This is a genomic window from Rhodococcus sp. WAY2 (assembly GCF_009859915.1).
In the GTDB taxonomy this organism is placed as follows: Bacteria; Actinomycetota; Actinomycetes; order Mycobacteriales; family Mycobacteriaceae; genus Rhodococcus_F; species Rhodococcus_F oxybenzonivorans.
The window spans coordinates 3,279,932-3,298,255 of record NZ_CP046572.1; the positions used below are offsets into that span (position 1 = coordinate 3,279,932).

The 18,324-nt window shown below is 66.5% G+C and carries 18 protein-coding genes; 8 read left to right on the forward strand and 10 right to left on the reverse strand.

What is annotated here, in order from left to right; translation table 11 throughout:
- Nucleotides 1-16 precede the first annotated feature (16 nt).
- The gene (locus GFS60_RS15020; RefSeq protein WP_442972192.1) at nucleotides 17-862 is read left to right on the forward strand and encodes a DNA topoisomerase IB; all 846 of its coding nucleotides are present in this window, start codon (nucleotides 17-19) and stop codon (nucleotides 860-862) included.
- Nucleotides 863-943: 81 nt separating this feature from the next.
- On the opposite strand, the gene GFS60_RS15025 is transcribed toward GFS60_RS15020, so the two are convergent.
- From GFS60_RS15025 to GFS60_RS39940, 3 genes are all read right to left on the reverse strand, one after another.
- Entirely contained in the window at nucleotides 944-1,219 is a 276-nt protein-coding gene (locus tag GFS60_RS15025) for a GlsB/YeaQ/YmgE family stress response membrane protein (RefSeq protein ID WP_109329916.1), read from the reverse strand.
- A 106-nt stretch (nucleotides 1,220-1,325) separates the two neighbouring features.
- Nucleotides 1,326-1,865 carry a Dps family protein gene (locus tag GFS60_RS15030; protein ID WP_159922372.1) on the reverse strand — a complete coding sequence of 180 codons (540 nt, stop codon included), beginning with the start codon at nucleotides 1,863-1,865 and terminating at the stop codon, nucleotides 1,326-1,328.
- A 65-nt stretch (nucleotides 1,866-1,930) separates the two neighbouring features.
- Nucleotides 1,931-2,053 (reverse strand): hypothetical protein, encoded by a 123-nt coding sequence (locus tag GFS60_RS39940; protein ID WP_257792479.1) that lies wholly within the window; start codon nucleotides 2,051-2,053, stop codon nucleotides 1,931-1,933.
- Between the two features lie 498 nt (nucleotides 2,054-2,551).
- Here GFS60_RS39940 and GFS60_RS15035 point away from each other — a divergent pair, with 498 nt between their 5' ends.
- From GFS60_RS15035 to GFS60_RS15050, 4 genes are all read left to right on the forward strand, one after another.
- Nucleotides 2,552-2,755, forward strand: coding sequence for a cold-shock protein (locus GFS60_RS15035; RefSeq protein ID WP_201453620.1), 204 nt, complete (start codon nucleotides 2,552-2,554; stop codon nucleotides 2,753-2,755).
- A 160-nt stretch (nucleotides 2,756-2,915) separates the two neighbouring features.
- A complete protein-coding gene (locus GFS60_RS15040) occupies nucleotides 2,916-3,713 on the forward strand; it encodes an SDR family oxidoreductase (protein ID WP_159927200.1) in 798 nt (265 codons plus the stop codon).
- A 108-nt stretch (nucleotides 3,714-3,821) separates the two neighbouring features.
- Nucleotides 3,822-4,319 carry an adenosine-specific kinase gene (locus tag GFS60_RS15045; protein ID WP_236603473.1) on the forward strand — a complete coding sequence of 166 codons (498 nt, stop codon included), beginning with the start codon at nucleotides 3,822-3,824 and terminating at the stop codon, nucleotides 4,317-4,319.
- 285 nt (nucleotides 4,320-4,604) lie between these two features.
- Complete coding sequence (locus tag GFS60_RS15050; protein ID WP_159922378.1) at nucleotides 4,605-5,441, forward strand: formate/nitrite transporter family protein; 837 nt, start codon at nucleotides 4,605-4,607, stop codon at nucleotides 5,439-5,441.
- A gap of 18 nt (nucleotides 5,442-5,459) precedes the next feature.
- Here GFS60_RS15050 and GFS60_RS15055 read toward each other — a convergent pair whose 3' ends face one another.
- Both GFS60_RS15055 and GFS60_RS15060 read right to left on the reverse strand, forming a co-directional pair.
- The gene (locus GFS60_RS15055) at nucleotides 5,460-6,362 is read right to left on the reverse strand and encodes an ATP-dependent DNA ligase (RefSeq protein WP_159922380.1); all 903 of its coding nucleotides are present in this window, start codon (nucleotides 6,360-6,362) and stop codon (nucleotides 5,460-5,462) included.
- A gap of 123 nt (nucleotides 6,363-6,485) precedes the next feature.
- Nucleotides 6,486-7,115 (reverse strand): antibiotic biosynthesis monooxygenase, encoded by a 630-nt coding sequence (locus tag GFS60_RS15060; protein ID WP_159922382.1) that lies wholly within the window; start codon nucleotides 7,113-7,115, stop codon nucleotides 6,486-6,488.
- Nucleotides 7,116-7,341: 226 nt separating this feature from the next.
- Here GFS60_RS15060 and GFS60_RS15065 point away from each other — a divergent pair, with 226 nt between their 5' ends.
- Nucleotides 7,342-8,643, forward strand: coding sequence for an ISL3 family transposase (locus GFS60_RS15065; RefSeq protein WP_159918917.1), 1,302 nt, complete (start codon nucleotides 7,342-7,344; stop codon nucleotides 8,641-8,643).
- Between the two features lie 59 nt (nucleotides 8,644-8,702).
- Here GFS60_RS15065 and GFS60_RS15070 read toward each other — a convergent pair whose 3' ends face one another.
- The 5 genes from GFS60_RS15070 to GFS60_RS15090 form a co-directional block, all read right to left on the reverse strand.
- Nucleotides 8,703-9,932 (reverse strand): NAD(P)/FAD-dependent oxidoreductase, encoded by a 1,230-nt coding sequence (locus tag GFS60_RS15070; RefSeq protein WP_159922384.1) that lies wholly within the window; start codon nucleotides 9,930-9,932, stop codon nucleotides 8,703-8,705.
- Between the two features lie 113 nt (nucleotides 9,933-10,045).
- Nucleotides 10,046-10,513: an SRPBCC family protein gene (locus GFS60_RS15075; protein WP_159922386.1), complete on the reverse strand. Its 468-nt coding sequence runs from the start codon at nucleotides 10,511-10,513 to the stop codon at nucleotides 10,046-10,048.
- 73 nt (nucleotides 10,514-10,586) lie between these two features.
- Entirely contained in the window at nucleotides 10,587-12,095 is a 1,509-nt protein-coding gene (locus GFS60_RS15080) for an FUSC family protein (protein ID WP_236603500.1), read from the reverse strand.
- 231 nt (nucleotides 12,096-12,326) lie between these two features.
- Nucleotides 12,327-14,864: a polynucleotide kinase-phosphatase gene (locus tag GFS60_RS15085; protein ID WP_159922388.1), complete on the reverse strand. Its 2,538-nt coding sequence runs from the start codon at nucleotides 14,862-14,864 to the stop codon at nucleotides 12,327-12,329.
- Nucleotides 14,857-16,287, reverse strand: coding sequence for a 3' terminal RNA ribose 2'-O-methyltransferase Hen1 (locus tag GFS60_RS15090; RefSeq protein ID WP_201453579.1), 1,431 nt, complete (start codon nucleotides 16,285-16,287; stop codon nucleotides 14,857-14,859). Before GFS60_RS15090 ends, GFS60_RS15085 begins: the two co-directional genes overlap by 8 nt.
- A 192-nt stretch (nucleotides 16,288-16,479) precedes the next feature.
- On the opposite strand from GFS60_RS15090, the gene GFS60_RS15095 reads away from it, so the two are divergent.
- Together GFS60_RS15095 and GFS60_RS15100 are read left to right on the forward strand one after the other, a co-directional pair.
- Complete coding sequence (locus GFS60_RS15095) at nucleotides 16,480-17,667, forward strand: serine hydrolase domain-containing protein (RefSeq protein WP_159922390.1); 1,188 nt, start codon at nucleotides 16,480-16,482, stop codon at nucleotides 17,665-17,667.
- Nucleotides 17,668-17,741: 74 nt separating this feature from the next.
- On the forward strand, nucleotides 17,742-18,320 hold the full coding sequence (locus tag GFS60_RS15100; RefSeq protein WP_159922392.1) for a putative immunity protein: 579 nt from the start codon (nucleotides 17,742-17,744) through the stop codon (nucleotides 18,318-18,320).
- Nucleotides 18,321-18,324: the final 4 nt, after the last annotated feature.

The window sequence follows — 18,324 nt, forward strand, 5'->3', positions numbered from 1 at the left end:
ATGCGGTTGCGGCACAGTGACCCGTGCGGGCCGGGGTTTCTCGTACGACGCACCCGACGGCGCGGCCGGAGTGTCGGACGAGGACCGAGCGCGGATCGACGCACTGGTCATCCCGCCCGCGTGGCGTAAGGCGTGGATCTGCCCGCGCCGCAACGGCCACATCCAGGCAGTCGGACTCGATGCTGCCGGTCGCCGCCAGTACATCTACCACGAGCAGTGGCGGCAGGAACGGGACGAGGAAAAGTTCGACCGGGTGCTGACCATGGCGTCACGTCTGCCGGAACTGCGGGAACGGGTCGATGCGGACCTGTGCCGCCGCGGCCGTGGGCGGGAACGGGTGGAGGCGGTTGCCTTGCGGCTGCTCGACCGCGGGGTCCTCCGGATCGGCAGCGAGGAGTACGCCGAAACCAACGGGTCCCGCGGGGTCGCCACCCTGCTGCGGAATCATGTGGCCGTGAAGGGCGGGGAGATTCGACTCGACTTTCCGGCCAAGAGCGGAGTGCAGCGCACCCTGACCATCGAGGACGGTCCGCTCGCGACGGCGATCCGGTCGTTGCTGCGCACCGGGGCGCCGTCGGATCGGCTGTTGGTCTACCGGAAGGGGGACCGCTGGACGGAGGTGCATGCCGACGACATAAACGCGCGCTTCAAGGAGGTGGCGGGGGAGAAGTACACCGCCAAGGACCTGCTCGGGAATACACCGCAGATCGCCCGCACGTCCTATGTCGACCCTCGGGTCATCACCGCCTACCAGTCGGGACGGACGATCGGTGGGGCGCTCGCGCGGGCACGCAAGACACGCACGGAGGATGCGGAGCGAGCGTTGGTCGAACGCGCCGTGATTCGTCTTCTCGCCCGATGACACCGCAGCACGCTCGGTGACACCGAAAAAAGGGGCCTGCCCATCCTCTCGGATGGGCAGGCCCCTTTACTTCGGTTGCGGTCAGCGGCGGGCGGCGGTGCGTCCGGTGACCAGCTTGACGAGGAACAGGAGAATCACGGCCCCGAGGAGGCAGGTGAAGAAGCTGAACCAGAGACCGCCCCCTTCGACGTCCACATTGAGCAGTTTGAGGAGGAAACCACCGAGCAGTCCGCCGATGATGCCGACGACGATGTTGAGGAGGATGCCCATCTGAGCATCGGTCTTCATGATCTTGCTGCCGATCCAGCCGGCGAGTCCGCCGATGATGATCCAGCCGATAATTCCCAGTCCTAGCACGGAAGTGTCCTTTCGGAAGCGAGCGAGCCCGGTTCGGCCGGGATCACTCGGTCAGGTGACGCTCGAATAGGTGACGCGTGGTCGGGTCGGACAGAAATGCCGACGATCAACGAGCCTGCGCCGCGGCCTGCTTCTCCGAGTGTGCGCCTTCGTTGGCGAGTGACCCACCCGAATTTTCGAGATGAGCGCGAACGAACCACTGGAACTTCTCGAGTTCGGCGGTCTGCCCGATCAGCAGGTCCTCGGTGATGGGGTCGATATCACCGAATTCTTCGATGGCCTTGCGATTGTCCTCGATGACGCCGGTGTAGACGAGATCGAGCGCGGCGAGGTGCGCCTGGGCGGTGTCGCGGCCGACCGAGTAGTCGTCCCACGTACGGTCCCGTCCGATGGCCGCGGGTGTGCCGTCCGGTGACTTGCCCAGGGCGGCGATACGCTCGGCGGCCGCATCCGCGTATCCGCGGACCAGTTCGACCTGCGGGTCGATCATCTCGTGGACGCCGATGAAGTTCGGCCCCACCACGTTCCAATGGATGTGCTTGAGCGTCAGGTGCAGATCGTTGTAGGCGCTGAGCCGTTTCTGCAGGGTGTCGGCGACTTGCGAACCCTGCTCCGCGGACAGGCCTGGCACGGTGAATTTCGACATTCTCGATCCTCTCGTTCGCTACTGCCGTGTACCGGCAACGGTGTCGGTTGCGCGGGGGACGTCGTTCAGGACGACGAGTCGGCGGTCTCGGTGGCGGTGTGCTCGAACATCCACTCGAGCCGGTTCTTCAACTCTTCCGTCGACAACGTCCAACTGCCGGCCCGGGTCGATCCGGCGGGCGTGGTCACCGCGTACCCCCAGGCCGCAGCCGCGAACCAAGTATGTGAACCCGCCCACCGCAACTACTGTGCTCCATCACGCCCGTCGTCCTTCCCGATTTCTGGAACCTCTCGTCGGAAGAACCGGGGTTCTTCCGTGTTCCCTTCAGATTCGAACGATACGACCGTACAACAAAATCTATATCTGTCAAAACAGATCTTGTGTGGGTGCGCATGCGAATGTCTTCTGATTGCGACGACAAGGTGGTGGCGGCCCAAAAGATTTCGATTCGGCAACCTCTGCGCGCAAATGGCGCCCATTCCGCGTTTCGAGACCCTATCTTCGGGGGAATCGACAGCGACACGGTCGTGTCCGGTGTTCGGAGGAGGCGCAATGCTCAACGTAACTCTGCTGGTGGGCCTGCTGGGATCGAGTCTGTGGGTGGCGGCCGCGCTCCAAGGCATGGCCGACCGGAGGTCGGTGCGATGAGCACCGGAGATACGCTGGCACGCTCGACGGATCGGGGCCTGCGCTCCGGGACCGTGCGATGGTTCAACGAGGATCAGGGGTTCGGATTCATCGCCCCCGACGACGGGTCCGAGGATGTGTTCGTGCACATCTCCGAAATCGCCGGAGACGGCCATCGCTGCCTCGCCGACGGGCAAACCGTGAGGTTCGAGGTGTGCCGGACGGCGACGGGGGACCAGGCGCGCAACGTGCGGGTCCGCTGAAGGGCCGGTTCGCGACAACGGGGTGCGGTCCGGGTTCGGGTTCACACCACCCGGGCGGGGTAACCGGCGGGGTGACGACACAGCCGAACTCGACCCTTCGGAGGCAACAGTGAGCGAACATGCCCCGCACACCATCGACTACCCCGGCCACACCGCCGAGATGGCCGACCAGCCGCAGGACGAGATGCGCGCCTACCGCGGCAGAGATCTGCTTGCGGGCAAGAAGGCCCTGATCACCGGGGGCGACTCGGGCATCGGCCGGGCAGTCGCCGTCGCCTTCGCGAAAGAGGGCGCCGACGTGGCCATCGCCTATCTCGAGGAGAGCGACGACGCCGGCCACACCGCTGAACTGGTCGCGGCCGAGGGCCGGAAGTGCCGCGTCTTCCCCGGTGACCTGGCTGACCCGCAGCACTGCCGTGACGTCGTCGAGCGCACGGTGTCCGAGTTGGGCGGACTCGACGTCGTCGTGAACAACGTGGCGTACCAAGAGCCCGTCGATGACTTCCTCGACCTGTCCGACGACCAATGGCGCCGCACGTTTTCCGTCAATATCGACAGCTTCTTCCACGTGACCAAGGCCGCTGTCCCACACCTGGCCCCCGGCTCGGCCATCATCAACACCGGTTCGGTGAACGGGCTGCGTGGCAACAAGTCGCTGATCGACTACTCCGCCACCAAGGGTGCGGTGAACGCACTGACGTACTCGTTGGCGCAGGCACTGCTCGAGCGGGGAATCCGTGTCAACTGTGTCGCCCCCGGCCCGGTCTGGACACCGCTGATTCCTGCCACCATGGACGAGGAGAAGGTGGCGGACTTCGGCAAACAGGCCCCCTACGGGCGGGCCGCGCAACCGGACGAGATCGCCCCCTCGTACGTGTTCTTCGCTGCGGGTCTGCTGTCGTCGTACTACAGCGGGGAGGTTCTCGCACCGCTCGGCGGCGAGACAATGCCCGGTTGAACGACCCCTGGCCCGGCGAGTCACCGGTGTGCCTCGCTGCACAGGCGTTGTCCCCGTTGCCGGAGCGGCGCACACTGAGATCGATGCCGGCTTGCGTGGCCGCAGGCGATGGAGGAGACGATCGTGGAGTTGCATACCGTGGCGATCGACAAGCCCGACGACATGAATGTGATCGTCGGGCAGGCCCATTTCATCAAGACGGTCGAGGATCTGCACGAAGCACTGGCTGGAGTAAGTCCGCACCTGCGGTTCGGGGTGGCGTTCTGCGAGGCGTCGGGTCCCCGCCTCGTGCGCTGTTCGGGCAACGACGACCGTCTCGTCGAGTTGGCCACGCGCAACGCGGTCGCGGTCGGTGCGGGCCACTCCTTCTTCGTGTTCGTGGAGGAGGGTTATCCGGTCAATGTGCTGAACACGCTGAAGCAGGTGCCCGAGGTGTGCGGCATCTTCTGCGCTACGGCCAATCGGGTCGAGATCATCGTGGCCGAGACGGAACTCGGAAGGGGCATCGCCGGAGTGATCGACGGGTTCACACCTGCCGGCGTCGAGACGAGTGCCGATGTCGCCGACCGTAAGGCCCTCCTCAGGACCATCGGGTACAAGCTCTGAGCGTCGAGTCACATCTCGTCGGTGCACCCAAAGCGTGAGGACGACACGCGCACAGTGACCACTGTTGTCGCCATGTCGGTGTGTATCGGCCTGGCCGACGAGGATCGCCGTCGACATCGTCGACTAGCGTTGGACTGCCTGTTCATCACACAGGTGGCGGGATGGTCGTGAGCGGTTCGTTACCGGCCGGACAATCGGCGGGTTCAGATAGTTAACGCGTCGTTTCTACTGTCGCTCGAAATGCCGAAGCATCCAGTTCGGCACCGTCCCACAAGGAGAGCCACGTTGTCCTACGTCAAGCCATCCGACTTGGTCACGGCGATGATCGATGCCGGTGCGTCCAAGGTGTTGATGTCCACACGCGACACCGTGATTCGCGCCTATATGGGAGGCGCGATACTCGCCCTCGGTGCGGTCTTCGCCGTCACGGTCGGCGTGCAGACCGGCCAGCCGCTCATCGGTGCGCTGCTCTTCCCCGTCGGTTTCTGCATGCTGTACCTCCTCGGCTACGACCTGCTCACCGGTGTCTTCGTGCTCGCCCCGATGGCCTGGCTCGACAAGCGGCCGGGGATAACCGGTGTCGGGGTGTTACGGAACTGGGGACTGGTGTTCCTCGGCAACTTCCTCGGCGCGTTCACTGTCGCCGTGATGATGGCGATCGTCTTCACCTATGGATTCGCAACCGAGCCCAACCAGATCGGCGAGGCCATCGGCCATCTCGGCGAATCGCGCACACTGGGTTACGCCGAGTACGGTGCCTCAGGCATGCTGACCCTGTTCATACGCGGCGTCCTGTGCAACTGGATGGTGTCGACGGGGGTTGCCGGGGCAATGATCGCCACCGACATCCCCGGCAAGGTCATCGCAATGTGGATGCCCATCATGCTGTTCTTCGCAATGGCATTCGAACATTCCGTCGTCAATATGTTCCTGTTCCCCTCGGGTCTGCTGCTCGGCGGCGACTTCACCCTCCTCGACTACCTGATCTGGAACGAAATCCCCACCGTGCTCGGCAACCTGGTCGGCGGATTGATCTTCACCGGCCTGGCCCTGTACCTAGCGCATCGGCGCACCGCACCCACACCCGTTGTCGCCCGCGACGCAGAGCTCGAGACCCTCTGAACACCGTGGGGCGCGGGTCTACGGCAATTTCTCGATGGTCACCCAACTGGGGTCTATGCCCGCTCGGAAACCCCTCCACGATGGGCGGTGGAGCCGCCGATTCGGGGAGAACTCGCGGTACTCGACGGTGCCGACGAGGAGCGGTTCGACCCAGCGGGCGTGACGGGCAAGCTCATCGGGGACCTGGCTGTCGAACGGACTGGTGGGGCGTTCGAATGGTCGGAGCAGCGCAAGCGTCCGCCGCCGGTCGGCTCCACTGAAGCCGGAGCCGACCTCCCCGACGAACACCAAGCCGACCCCATCTCGGTGGGCACCGACGATCAGCGACCGCAGCCCACCGCGGCCGGTCGCCTCCCACCCGCCGACGATCACCTCTGCGCTGTTGAGGAGCGTGGTCTTCACCCAGTCCGGTGAGCGGCGTCCAGGGAGATACGGCGACGTCACCCTTTTCGCGACGATCCCGTCGAAACCGTGCTCGTCGGCCACCTCGAGCATTGCCTCGCCATCGACGTCGACCCAGTACGGGGCCACATGCACGACCTCGCCTTCGAGACCGGCGTCGGCCAGGAGCTGGCGGCGCTCGAGGTAGGGCCAGCGCAGGATCGGCGCCCCCCGGTGCGCCATCAGATCGAAGACGCAATATGCCAGGCCAGTCGCGGCAGCGACGATCTCGCCGTCGATTACCACGCCACGGCCTGCGTCTATGTCGGAGAGTCCGACGGCGATCTGCGAGTACTCGGCGGTGATGTCGGCACAGTTGCGGTTGAACAGATTCACGGAGTCTGCGGTGACGGTGGCGACGGCGCGGATGCCGTCGTACTTCATCTCCACCGCCCAGTCGTCCCCGCCCGGGGGAAGGCCGAGCGTCGCCAACATCGGTTTTACCGGGCGCAGAGGCAGTGCGGGCCGATGGATTGCCACCCTCCCGATTCTGCCCCCGTACTCAGCCGACGGCAGAGCCCGCGGTGCGCGAAAGCCGGGCGAAGAGATGGACGGGCACACCGCCGCATACCGAGCGGTGTGCCTTCTCGACCATCCGGCAGGTCACGCCATCTCGGGGACGTGCAGGTGGGCGATGGCGAGCTCGAACTCGCACGTGTCGAGCACCTCGGCGTTCGCCTCGCGGGCTGTTTCGTCGCGGATGCTGTCGACGCGTTCCCTGTTGCGTTCCATCGCTTCGGCGCTGTCGAATGTCAGCGACGACACCCCGCGACCTGCGGCATGATCGAGCATCAGGCTGGCGCTGCAGAATCCGTCGAGTTCCTCCATCTTGGGTAGTGCGGCCATTTTCCACATGTCGACGCCGCGGTCCATGTGGGCCGGCTCGGTCTTGATCCACGTGACGCGGCAGCAGGCCCCGCGCTCCGAATGGTGGTCGCGATGCATGACCGCGATGTCCCACCGCGACACCTCGGTGGTGCCGTGGAAAATTTCGGCGGCGGTGTCACGCAGATTCTGCACCGGTCCCTCGCTGGCGCGTAGAGATTCCTCGTCCCGCCACGAACTGGTTGCGATGCATCGGCCCGAATCACGATCGACGAGAAGGGACATACCGAGACAGCCCTCGATGTCCGCCAGTGCGGGCATCACGGTGTCCCGAAAGTGCTTGATCCCGGCGTCGATGTACGACGGGTGCGAATGAATTGTGGTTGAGCGTGCGAACACGATCGGCACCTTTCTCCTCGGGGCGGCGCCGACACGGCGTCGCCGGTCATTCCCCGTGTTTCACACTGCTCTTCCAATCCGCCGGAGGCAATGGGCGGCTCCGCCGCCTGTGCGCCTTTTTGGGCTCTACTGCTGTGATCGTGGGTGGAGTTCGGTGCGGGTGAGGGCGCACGCCGTTGTCCCAGTAGCGTTCTGGCTTGTCTAGGGTCAGTCGGCTACATATGTGGGGAACGGCGTGCGCGAAGCCAGGATATGGCGTCAGGTGTTGGGTGTCGAAAAGACGGTGATCGAGGGCGTCGATTTCGACGACACGGCCGGGGCGGTGATCGTCGCGGTCCGGCCGCAGGCCCGGGCCCGGTCCCGGTGCGGGGTGTGTGGTCGTCGGAGCCCCGGTTACGACGGTGGCACCGGTCGGCGGCGGTGGCGCGGCCCGGACTGCGGACTGGTCCGCACCTTCGTCGAGGCCGACGCACCGCGGGTGTGCTGCCGCGAACACGGAGTCACGGTGGCCGCGGTGCCCTGGGCCCGGCACCGGGCCGGGCACACCTACGCGTTCGACCAGACGGTGGCGTGGCTCGCCACCCATACCTCGAAGGCCGCGACGTGTGAGTTGATGCGCACCGCGTGGCGCACGGTCGGGACGATCGTGGACCGGGTGTGGGCCGACACCACACCCGCCCGGGACCCGCTGGCGGGGCTGCGGCGGATCGGGATCGACGAGATCTCGTACAAGAAGGGCCACAAGTATCTGACGGTCGTCGTCGACCACGACTCCGGCCGGCTGGTGTGGGCGGCCCCGGGCCGTGACGCGGCGACCCTGTCCGGGTTCTTCGACCTGCTCGGGCCCGAACGGTGCGCGAAGATCACCCACGTCACCTCGGACGCGGCCGGATGGATCGGGTCGGTGGTGACCCGGTTCTGCCCGGATGCGGTGCGCTGCGCGGATCCGTTCCATGTGGTCGCCTGGGCCACCGAGGCCCTCGACACGGTGCGGCGGGCGGCGTGGAACCGGGCACGGTCCACCGAGAACGCCTCCCGCGGCGGTGGGTGGAAACCGCGGCGTCGCCCGAAGGCCGGCCCGGCTCGGTCGGTCAAACGCAGCCGGTGGGCGTTGCTGAAGAACCCGGACGCCCTCACCGCGCAGCAGCAGGCGGTGCTGCGGTGGATCGAACTCCACGATCCGGTCCTGCACCGCGGCTACCGGCTCAAGGAGAGTTTGCGGTTGATCTTCCAGCTCCCGGTCGAGCAGGCCGCTGCCGAACTCGACCGCTGGATCGACTGGGCCCGGCGGTGCCGGATCCCGGCGTTCGTCGCGTTGCAGAAAAGCATCCTCGTCCACAGACCCGCGATCCTCGCCGCCATCGAGCACGGGCTCTCGAACGGTCGGATCGAATCGGTCAATACCAAGATTCGCCTCATCACCCGCCGCGGATTCGGGTTCCACACCCCCGAGGCCGTCATCGCACTCGCGATGCTCAGCCTCGGGGGCGCCCGCCCACAATTACCCGGCCGAATCCACCCACGAATGAGTCAGTAGAGCCCCTTTTTGGTTGTCCCAGCTACCAGAAAGGCGCACGGGCGCGGAGCGCCTCTGGTTCATTGGCCGGGGTCGGGTCGCGCCTGCAGCACCGGCGCGGCGGCTGCGAGCAGCGCGTTGCGGTCGCGGTTCAACGGGGGATAAATCCGTTGGGTGTTGATGGTGACTTTGGTGGCTTTGGCCTGCGCACCGTGCGCCACCACCTGGCGATCCCATCCCTCGGTGTACACCGCGCCCGCCGGTCCGAGGTCGAGAACAGTCGCGTACCAAGGTATCCGGAGCGGCATCATCGGCTCTCCGAGTAGATCACCGATCACGTTGTAGCCCGCGTAGCGGCCCATCGGACGCCCGTGCTGGCACGACATCACCGACAGGTGGTCGTCGTCCACCCATGCCGCGGCGACGTCCCCGGCGGCGAATACTCCGGGTGAGCCGAGAACTCGCAGATAGTCGTCGACCGGCAGGCGACCCAGCCGGTCGCGGTCCCCGGCGAGCTGGGCGGTCAGCGGATTTGCCCGCATGCCCGCGCACCAGACGACGGTGCCCGCGGCCAGCACCTCTCCGGACGAGAGCGTCACGCCGTGCTGGTCAACGGCGGCGACGCCGACGCCGGTCATCGTTTCGACCCCGTTCTCGGACAGCGCCGCTTCGATCACCGGTCGCGCCGACGCCCCCATGTCGGAACCGACGTAGGGGTTGTGGTCGATCAGCACCACGCGCGGGTCGAGGTTGCGTTCGGCACACAGTGTCGTGAGCATCCCGGGCAGTTCCGACGCCGTTTCGATGCCCGTGAGACCGGCGCCGACGACCACCACGGTCGCCGCGCTCACGTCCGCTTCGCCGTCGGACAGAGCGGCCAGATGGCGTTGCAGCTTCAGTGCGCCGTCGTAGGTGTCCACGTCGAAGCCGAATTCCCGCAAACCGGGAATATCGGGTTTCGCCACCCGACTGCCCAGTGCCATGACCAAGCGGTCATATTCCTGCGTGGCGCCCTGCTCTCCGCTATCCGCGACGGTGACGGTGCGCGCCGTGGTGTCGATCGCCGTCACCTCGGCGGTGATGTGCCCGACGTCAGCCGGGTCGAGCAGGTCGCTCAGCGGAATGCGGCACGCGCTCAGGTCTGCCTCGTAGTTGCGGACCCGGATGTCGTGAAATGGCAGCTTGCTGATCACCGTGACATCGACGGTGCCGGTCGCGTCGAGTTCCTCGAGTCGCCGCGCCGCCCCCAGCGCGGCCCATAAACCGGCGAATCCCGAACCGAGGACGAGGACGCGGCCTGAATCAGTCACACCGATATCGTGTCAGGGTCCTGGCCGGGGCGACCGTTGATTCGCATCACGCGTGATCATGGGTCCTGTCGGCCGTCGGCCACACGCCGTAGGCTCCGCAGCGTACGGGGCGGTCAGTGGGCCCGTTTCTCGGCGGCGTCGGCGATGTCGTCGAGGTCGCGCCGGATCGCCTTCGTGGTGGCCTTCAGGGCGAAGGAGCCGAAGATCTTCATCATGAATCGCGAGAACGCGCCGAGGTCGTTCGCTTCTGCGGAGAAGTGAAAGGTCAGGGTGGTGCCGTCACCGGCAGGGGACAGGGTGAACACGGTCGTATAGTTCGCCCCGTGGGAGGCAGCCTTCACCACGGTGCGCTTCTCCGGGTCGATCTCCGCTACCCACATCTCTTCGGTCGACGACTTGCCGAACAACACCCGGGTTTCCCGCCACCGCGTGCCGACTTCGTACTTCGTCGAGTCGAGCCGTTCGAGCTTCTCCACCCCGCTCAGCACCGACTCCGCGTTGTCCAGGTCGGTGAGGACTGCCCAGACCGCGCTTACGGGCGCATCGATCGTTCGACTCAACTGGATTTCCGAAGCTGACATGAGTGTTCCGTTTCTTCGAGCAATCGCCGAATGTTTCCCGGGCAACGGTAGGCGATCATTCGCCCTTCGGCTGCTACATGCTGGGCCCGAGGTGCCGGGCGAGGGTGCGGTAGCCGAGTTCGTGAAGGTGGTGATGTTCGGGCCACAGGGTGCGGGTCCAGGCCGGGTCGGTGTGAGCTGATGTGATCGCGGCTGTGGTGGAAGCGTGCAGGTCGAACTCGAGGTCATGGCAGAGTTCGGCGACGGCAACCGGGTCACGGGTGTCGGCGATCCGCCCGATCGTGTGGGCAACTTGTTCGTCCGCGTCGCGCAGGATCCGCCGATACGAACGCGGAAGCACGGTCCACAGCACGACAAGCGCCATCGCCACGCCGAGAAGGGTTTCGAGGAGCCGATCCCGGGTGACGACACCGAGGTCCATGTGCGTCCCCAGGCTCCCGACGACCAGGGCGAGCGGCGTGATGAACACCATCGCCACGCCGTAGTTGCGGACAAGGAAAGCTTCCGTCCCCGCCATCAGGAGAGCCACGACGAGAACCAGCGCGGCGGCCGTCAGGTCGAGTGTCGCCAGCACCGCCAACAGGCCGAGACCGAGCACGGTGCCGAAGAAGCGGTGAAGGCCGCGGTACGTTCCCAGTACGCGATCCGGGCCCTGGTGAAGGATCATCGCCGCGGTGATCACCGCCCAATCGGGCCGTCCGACATCGAGACTCAGCGCCAGGAGACCGGCGGCGGGGCACGCCACCAGCAGCCGAGCGACGATGGTCCAGGATCTGCCCCGCGGATGAGCCGCCCGCCCGAGTCGGTAACGAATCGACGGCCTGGGCAGCGGTACCTGTGGTCGCAGATCGTCGGTGTCCGAGGCGTGGTCTGCGTCGCGACCGTCCACCATGGACGCACACCGCAAATGAGCGGCATGCAGGGCGCGGGTCAGCGCGTGATCGCGACCGACGAGTGCGGCGTCGTGCAGACACTGCCACGCGGCGTGCAGCGCCCGCACCGCGTCCCGGCGTGAAGTCGGTGATGAACTGTCGGAGAGCGCGGCACCGACGGCGGCGACCGCTGCCGCGACCGCGGCCCGCTCGGGGGTGCGACGACGCACCAAGAACCCGGACATCGAGACGAGCAACGCCGATGCCGCTCCCGAAGCCGTCCAGGCCAGCACCTCCGTCGTAGACACACCGAGAGCGGGCAGCGACGACGCGATCTCCACGGTCAGCAGAGGAAGGAAGGCGCCGGGGGCTCCGAGTCGCAGGCCGTCGACGACGAAGGCGCAGACGGCGACGACGACGGTCATCGTGAGGATCAGCACCGTTGCCCACAGCGCGGAATTCCCCAGTGCGGAGTCCCCCGCGGCCGCCGCCGCTGCGTGGACCGGTGCGCCGACTGCGGCGCCCACACCCGCCAGGAACACCAGTGCAGCGGCCGCGATCGACACCACCCGCCACCGCACGCGGTACGCCCGGCCCTCGCCGTAGACGACGGCGAACGCGCCCAGCGTGGCCGTCGCTGCGACCGCAGAGTGTCCGAGCGCAATCCCGGCGAGGGCGGGCAACGCCGCCGCCACCCCGGCGCGCACCACACCCGGCCACCGCCGGCCCTGGCCGGCAACCCCGAGGAGTAACGACCGTGGCGGGGCCGGCGCAGGAATCTGCACATCGTGTTCCCGCGACGCGGTTCCCTGGTTCTGCGCTCCGACCGACACGACGACACAGAATACGAGCGACCGAGTGCGTCGAGGTAGTCGATGAGTTGTTTCTCTCACCCTCGGTAGGTGCGGTCGACACGCCAACCGGACGATGCGACCCTCCGACTACAACCGGGGGTCCACGGGCTCGGACTCGAGCGCAAGAACCGCGAACACCGGTTCGTGCACTCGCCACAGTGGGTCGCCTTCCGCCAGCCGGGTCAGCGCCTCGAGCCCGAGCGCCTGCTCGCGCAGGGCCATCGATCGTTTGCGGCCCAGAGACCGGTCGCGGAGCACGTCGAGATTGTCGGTGTAGTCGGGACCGTAGATGATCCGCAGGTACTCCTGCCCCCGCACCTTGATGCCCGGCTGAATCCTTCTGTGTGCCAGTTCCGCGGGTGCCTGGCCGACCGGCTTGACCACCATGCCCTCACCGCCGGCATCGGTCAGTCGTGACCACCAGGCGGTGGCGGCGTCCCGGGACGCATCCGAGGTGAGATCGACGAACACGTGTCGGGTGGCGGTGACGAGGGGATCGTCCAGCATCGCCAGCTTGGCGAGGTGCCAGGAGTGCGGTTCGGTGACCGCAGGCGCCCGGCCCTCGCAGGCGAGGATCTGGAACGGGGCCAGTCGCACGCCGTCCAGTCCGGTCACCGGCCAACAGTATCGGGCATATGCTATCCGAAACCGATCGGCGTTGACCGCACGGGTTCGGGTGCGGGCCAGCAGCTCCCCGACGTCCAGACCGCGGGCGGCGGCGCGCTCGAGTGCGGCGATCGCCTCCGGCAGCGCTGCACCAGCAGCAGCCCCGACCGATGCGTACTGGCTGCGGATCAGCTCTCCCGCCTTCGCCGACCAGGGCAGCAGTTCGCAATCGAGTACCAGCCACGATGACTCGAGGTCGTCCATCAGCGGCCCGCATGCGGCGCGTAGCCGGTCGACCAGTTCACTCATCGTGGCCGCATCGTCGAAGAACGGGCGCCCCGTGCGGGTGTAGACGATGCCCGAGCTGCCGTCGGTGACGCCGAACCGCTTCGCCGCGGTTGCGGCATCGCGGGCCAGCACGGCGATCGCCCGGGAACCCATGTGCTTCTCCTCGCACACGAGCTCGGTGACGCCGTCGGACGCGAACTCGGCGAGGGCCTGCGCCGGATGCTCCAGATAGCCGTCGAGGTTCGAGGTGGCCGGTGGGGCCATGGTCGGCGGAAGGTACACCAGCCAGCGCGGGTCGACGGCGAATCTGCTCATGATCTCGAGGGCAGCGGCGGTGTTCTCCTCGCGCACCTTGATGCGTCCCTTGGTGTACCGGACGTCGATGTGCCGCGTTCCGCGCACGTCGTCGATGGACAGCTGGCCCGGATCGCGCTGTGCCGGGGGATCCGACCTGGTCGAGCCGGTGGTGAGGGGGCGCACCGGTTCGAACCACACCCGCTCCGCCGGTACGGAAACTATTTCTCTGCTCGGGTAGCGCAGGGCGGTCAGCTTGCCGCCGAAGACGACGCCGGTGTCGAGGCAGAGGGTGTTGTTGCTCCACTCCGCCTCCGGCACCGGGGTGTGGCCGTAGACGACGACGGCGCGGCCGCGATAGTCCTGGGCCCACGGGTAGCGCACCGGCAGTCCGTACTCGTCGGTCTCGCCGGTGGTGTCCCCGTACAGGGCGAACGAGCGCACCCGGGCAGACGCGCGGCCGTGGTAGGCCTCCTTCAACCCGGCGTGCGCGACCACCAGATTGCCACCGTCGAGTTCGTAGTGACTGATGAGACCGTCGATGAAGGCGTGGGCGTCCCTGCGGAAGTCGTCGGGTTCCGCGGCGAGCTGGTCGAGCGACTGCTGCAGCCCGTGCGAGGTGGCGACCTTCCGGCCGTGCAGTGCCCGGGCAAGCTTCTGTTCGTGGTTGCCCGACACGCACAGGGCGGTTCCGGCCGCCACCATGCCCATCACCAGGCGCAGCACTCCCGGGGTGTCGGGTCCGCGGTCGACCAGGTCGCCGACGAACACCGCGGTTCGGCCCTCGGGGTGCGACGCGCCGCCGCCGTCGGGATCGAGCGTCCAGCCGAGCTTGCGCAGCAGCGTCTCAAGTTCGCTCCGGCAGCCGTGTACATCACCGATGATGTCGAACGGTCCGGTCAGCTCACGCTTGTCGGTCCATGCCTTCTCCAATGCCACTGTGGCCGCAGCGATGTCGTCCACTCCGGTGAGCACGTGCACACGCCGGAATCCTTCGCGGCCCATCTTCGGCAGCGATCGCCGAAGTTCCTTGTGCTGCCTTCGGATCACGTGCGCCCCGAAGTCGCGGTCCGATCGGGCCTGGTTGCGTGTGATTGCGACATCGTCGGGGACGTCGAGCACGATCGCGTCCACCAGGACGTCGTGAGACTTGGCCAGATCGATCAACGCCTTGCGTGATTCACGCTGCACGTTCGTGGCGTCGACGACGGTGAGCAGGCCCCGACGCAGCCGAGTTGCGGCAATGTAGAGCAGCACGTCGAAGGCATCGGACGTTGCCGCCTGGTCGTTCTGGTCGTCGGCGACCAGGCCGCGGCAGAAGTCGGACGACAGCACCTGAGTGGGCGCGAAATGGTGGGCAGCGAACGTCGATTTTCCGCTTCCCGAGACTCCCACGAGCACGACCAGCGACAGCGCCGGCACCGAGATATCAGACATCGGCGCCGCCCACCCGGGTGAAGACCGCCATCTGAGTGGGGGAACCGACCGCGGGGTCGTCGTCACCCACCGGGCGGAAGTCGACGGCGTAACCGAATTCTTCACCGACATGGTCTGCCCAAGAACCGAATTCGGCGCGGGACCACTCGAAGCGATGGTCGGGGTGGCGCATACCCCGAAGGTCGGCGTAACGCACGTTGTACTCGGAGTTCGGGGTCGTCACGATCACATGCCCGGGCCGTGCCGTGCCGAACACCACCTGCTCGAGTGCGGGCAGCCGCGGCGGGTCGATGTGCTCGACAACCTCCATCAGCACTGCCGCGTCGTAGCCGGCGAACCTTCTGTCGGTGTAGGTGAGCGCCGCCTGGAACAGCTGCAGACGTGCGCGGCGCCGCTCCGGCATCCGATCCAACCGCAACCGGCGTCCCGCGATCGTCAACGCTCTCGTCGACACGTCCACACCGGCGATCTCGGTATAGCCGGGGTCGTCCAGCAGCGCGGAAACGAGTTGACCGGACCCGCATCCGAGGTCGATGACCGTGCGAGCGTCCAGCTCGTCGAGCACTCGAAGGACCGCCTCACGCCGAAGCAAGTTCAGCGGCGGCGGGACCGAGGTGTCCGGCGCGGTCACCGTGTCGTTGTCGGGCTCTTCGTCGACCGGCGGTTCCAGCTGCTCCTCCACATCGTCGCCGAGTTCGGCGAGTCGCTCGAAGGCGGCGCGAGTCAGTGCGGACTGGTGCCGCAGATAGCGGCGGGTGATCAGCGTCCTTTCGGGGTGCTCGGTGAGCCAGGATCCGCCGGCCCGGATCAGTTTGTCGACCTCGTCGGAGGCGACCCAATAGTGTTTCGCGTCATCGAGCACGGGAAGCAGCACGTAGAGGTGATTGAGTGCGTCGGCGAGCCGGACGTCACCCCGCATGGTGAGTCGGACGTAATGGGAGTTTCCCCATTCGGGAAATGCGACGTCCAGCGGCACGGCGCGGGCCACGACCGTCCATCCCAGCGGGGTGAAAAGTCGCTCGGCCAGCTCCGGTCCACCGCGACACGGCAATGCGGGCAACGAAATCTCGAGCGGTATCCGGGTGGCAGCGAGCTCGGGTTTCATCGTGCACCGGCCGGCGCGGGCGGTGCGGAATACCTCCGCCAACGCCACCGACAACAGCGAGGAGACAGCGTAGGGCCGATCGTTGACGTACTGGCCGAGCGCATAGTCGGGTGCAGACCTGCCTGACATGCGGGCGAGCCGTACCGAGTCGACATCTAGCAACAGCGCTGCCGTGCAGCGATCCGCGGTCGCCTCGGGATAGAACACGCGAGCGACACCGCAGGATTGGGGGAACTCCTGGACCCGATCAGGGTGCTTGTGCAGCAGGTAGCCGAGATCGGTGGCCGGTCGTACTGTCGTGGAGATCGTCAGAATCACCAGGCACAGTCTGCCGCAGACGAGGCGTTCGCCGCAGCAACATATTCGGCAGGCCTTGATTCCGTACTTCGCGGCGGGAGTACACGGTGGCCCGTGATTTACGGCCAGAACCCCTCAGGCCGAGGAAGGTTTGTGCCTAGAATCAGGAAGCAGCGAGTCCTGCTCGACCCTGCGCACGAAGGGATCGACCTCATGAGTTCGTCGACTCGCAGCCGGGTGCGTCGAAGCGCGGTTGCCGCGCTCAGCATCGTTCTTGTTTTCGGCGCCGTGTCCTGTGGCTCGGAAGAACGCGGCGGACAGCAGACAACAGAGCACGGTGCGGATGCACCGCACGCGGACGATCCCGACGCCGACAGAATCGTCGACGTAGTTCGCAACAAGCTGGCGGAACTCGATCTCAGCGGTGCCGTCTTCGGTGTGTGGCGCGGTGACGAGGAAATTGTCAGCGGAGCAGTGGGGGAGTCGCCGCTCGGCGTTCCCGCGACGCGTGACATGCAATTGCGAGTCGGCCAGCCGATGGAACCAATGCTGTCTACCGTTCTGTTACAGCTGGGCGAAGCCGGAACGCTGAGCCTGGACGAGCCGATCGCCAAGTGGGTACCCGACTTTCCGCGCGCCGACAAGATCACCCCACGGATGCTCGCCAACAGCACGACGGGCATTTCGGACTACGTCACCAACCCCGAATTCCTGAAGACCTTCTACGCAAATCCGATCAAAGGCTTCACGTCTCAGGAGATCTTCGACCTCGCCAATTCCCGCCCACCGCTGTTCGAACCGGGGACCAGTTTTGCGTACGCGCACAGCGATCTGTGCCTGCTGGGAGTGGTTCTCGAGCAGGCGACGGGAAAGCCGCTCGGTGATCTGCTGGAGGAACGCATCTTTCAGCCACTCGGGATGAATCAGAGCAGCGTGATGTTGACACCCGAGATCAGTGAGCCGATTCTGCACGGCTATACCAACGAACGTGGCGTCTTCGAGGACTCCACGTTCTGGAATCCGACCGCGTTCCTCAACAGCGGCAACATGAACTCGACGGTGGCCGAAGTCGCGCGGTGGGTACGGGCGCTCGGCAACGGCGAACTCCTGTCCGACACGGCGTTCACGGAGATGATGGCGGACAAGACCGCCGGGCTGGGCCCGCTGACTGCGGACAGGTACTTCGCCTTCGGAACCGTTCACCTGGGCAGTTGGCTGCTCATGAACCCGGCTTTCGGGGGCTACAACGGCATCGCACTCTACGACACGGAGTCGAAGACCACGATCGTCGTCTACGCCACGCTCGGACCGACGGCCAACGCAAACGCCAATAACACCGTGCCGATCGGCAACGACCTCGGCGCACTCCTCCTCCCGGACAACCCGCCCAAGGTGCCCTGACCGACCCGGCACCTCGAGCTGGTCACTGCCTAGGTAACTTTGAGGCTCAGGCCCCTGTGTAGAAGGGTGACCCCATGGCGGATGACTCCAGCGAGATCGAACTCAGCCGCGCTGAACTTCGCGGGATCGCCGGCTATGCAGTGGCGTGCGCGCGACCTGCATTGGCGGTTTTCGAACGTGAACGCCCGCACGATCAGCGCCCACGAGCCGCGATCGACGGTGCAGGGGCGTTCGCGGAGGGAGCCGAGCGGACCACAACTCTCCGCGACAGCGCGTGGGCAGCACACCGAGCTGCTCAGGAGGCCCGCGATGCAGGACAGCCCGCAGCGAGCGACGCTGCCCGCGCGGCCGGCCACGCGGCCGGTGCGGCGTTCCTCCATCCACTCGCCAAAGCCACGCAGGTAAAGCACATCCTCGGCTCCGCCGCTCATGCCGCACGAGCGTTCGAACTCTCCGCCGGCGACGATCCCGTCGTCGGAGCCGAATACATCGCGCGGACGCAGAGACTTGCGAATCACGTGGTGGTAGACGTCCTGCGCCGCTACCCGGTGGCCCCGGGTGGGGGAGGACGGGTCGGGGAACTGATCCGTCAGTTGGACGCGTGCCTCCGTTGTTCCCCCACGATTGCGGACCCCACGGACACACCGGCGTAGTCGG

What these genes read in the sequence shown, in the direction of transcription:
- GFS60_RS15030 (WP_159922372.1), bottom strand. Translation starts at nt 1,865, where the DNA reads ATGTCGAAATTCACCGTGCCAGGCCTGTCCGCGGAGCAGGGTTCGCAA.
- GFS60_RS15040 (WP_159927200.1), top strand. Translation starts at nt 2,916, where the DNA reads ATGGCCGACCAGCCGCAGGACGAGATGCGCGCCTACCGCGGCAGAGAT.
- GFS60_RS15045 (WP_236603473.1), top strand. Translation starts at nt 3,822, where the DNA reads ATGGAGGAGACGATCGTGGAGTTGCATACCGTGGCGATCGACAAGCCC.
- GFS60_RS15075 (WP_159922386.1), bottom strand. Translation starts at nt 10,513, where the DNA reads ATGTCAGCTTCGGAAATCCAGTTGAGTCGAACGATCGATGCGCCCGTA.
- GFS60_RS15085 (WP_159922388.1), bottom strand. Translation starts at nt 14,864, where the DNA reads ATGTCTGATATCTCGGTGCCGGCGCTGTCGCTGGTCGTGCTCGTGGGA.
- GFS60_RS15095 (WP_159922390.1), top strand. Translation starts at nt 16,480, where the DNA reads ATGAGTTCGTCGACTCGCAGCCGGGTGCGTCGAAGCGCGGTTGCCGCG.
- GFS60_RS15100 (WP_159922392.1), top strand. Translation starts at nt 17,742, where the DNA reads ATGGCGGATGACTCCAGCGAGATCGAACTCAGCCGCGCTGAACTTCGC.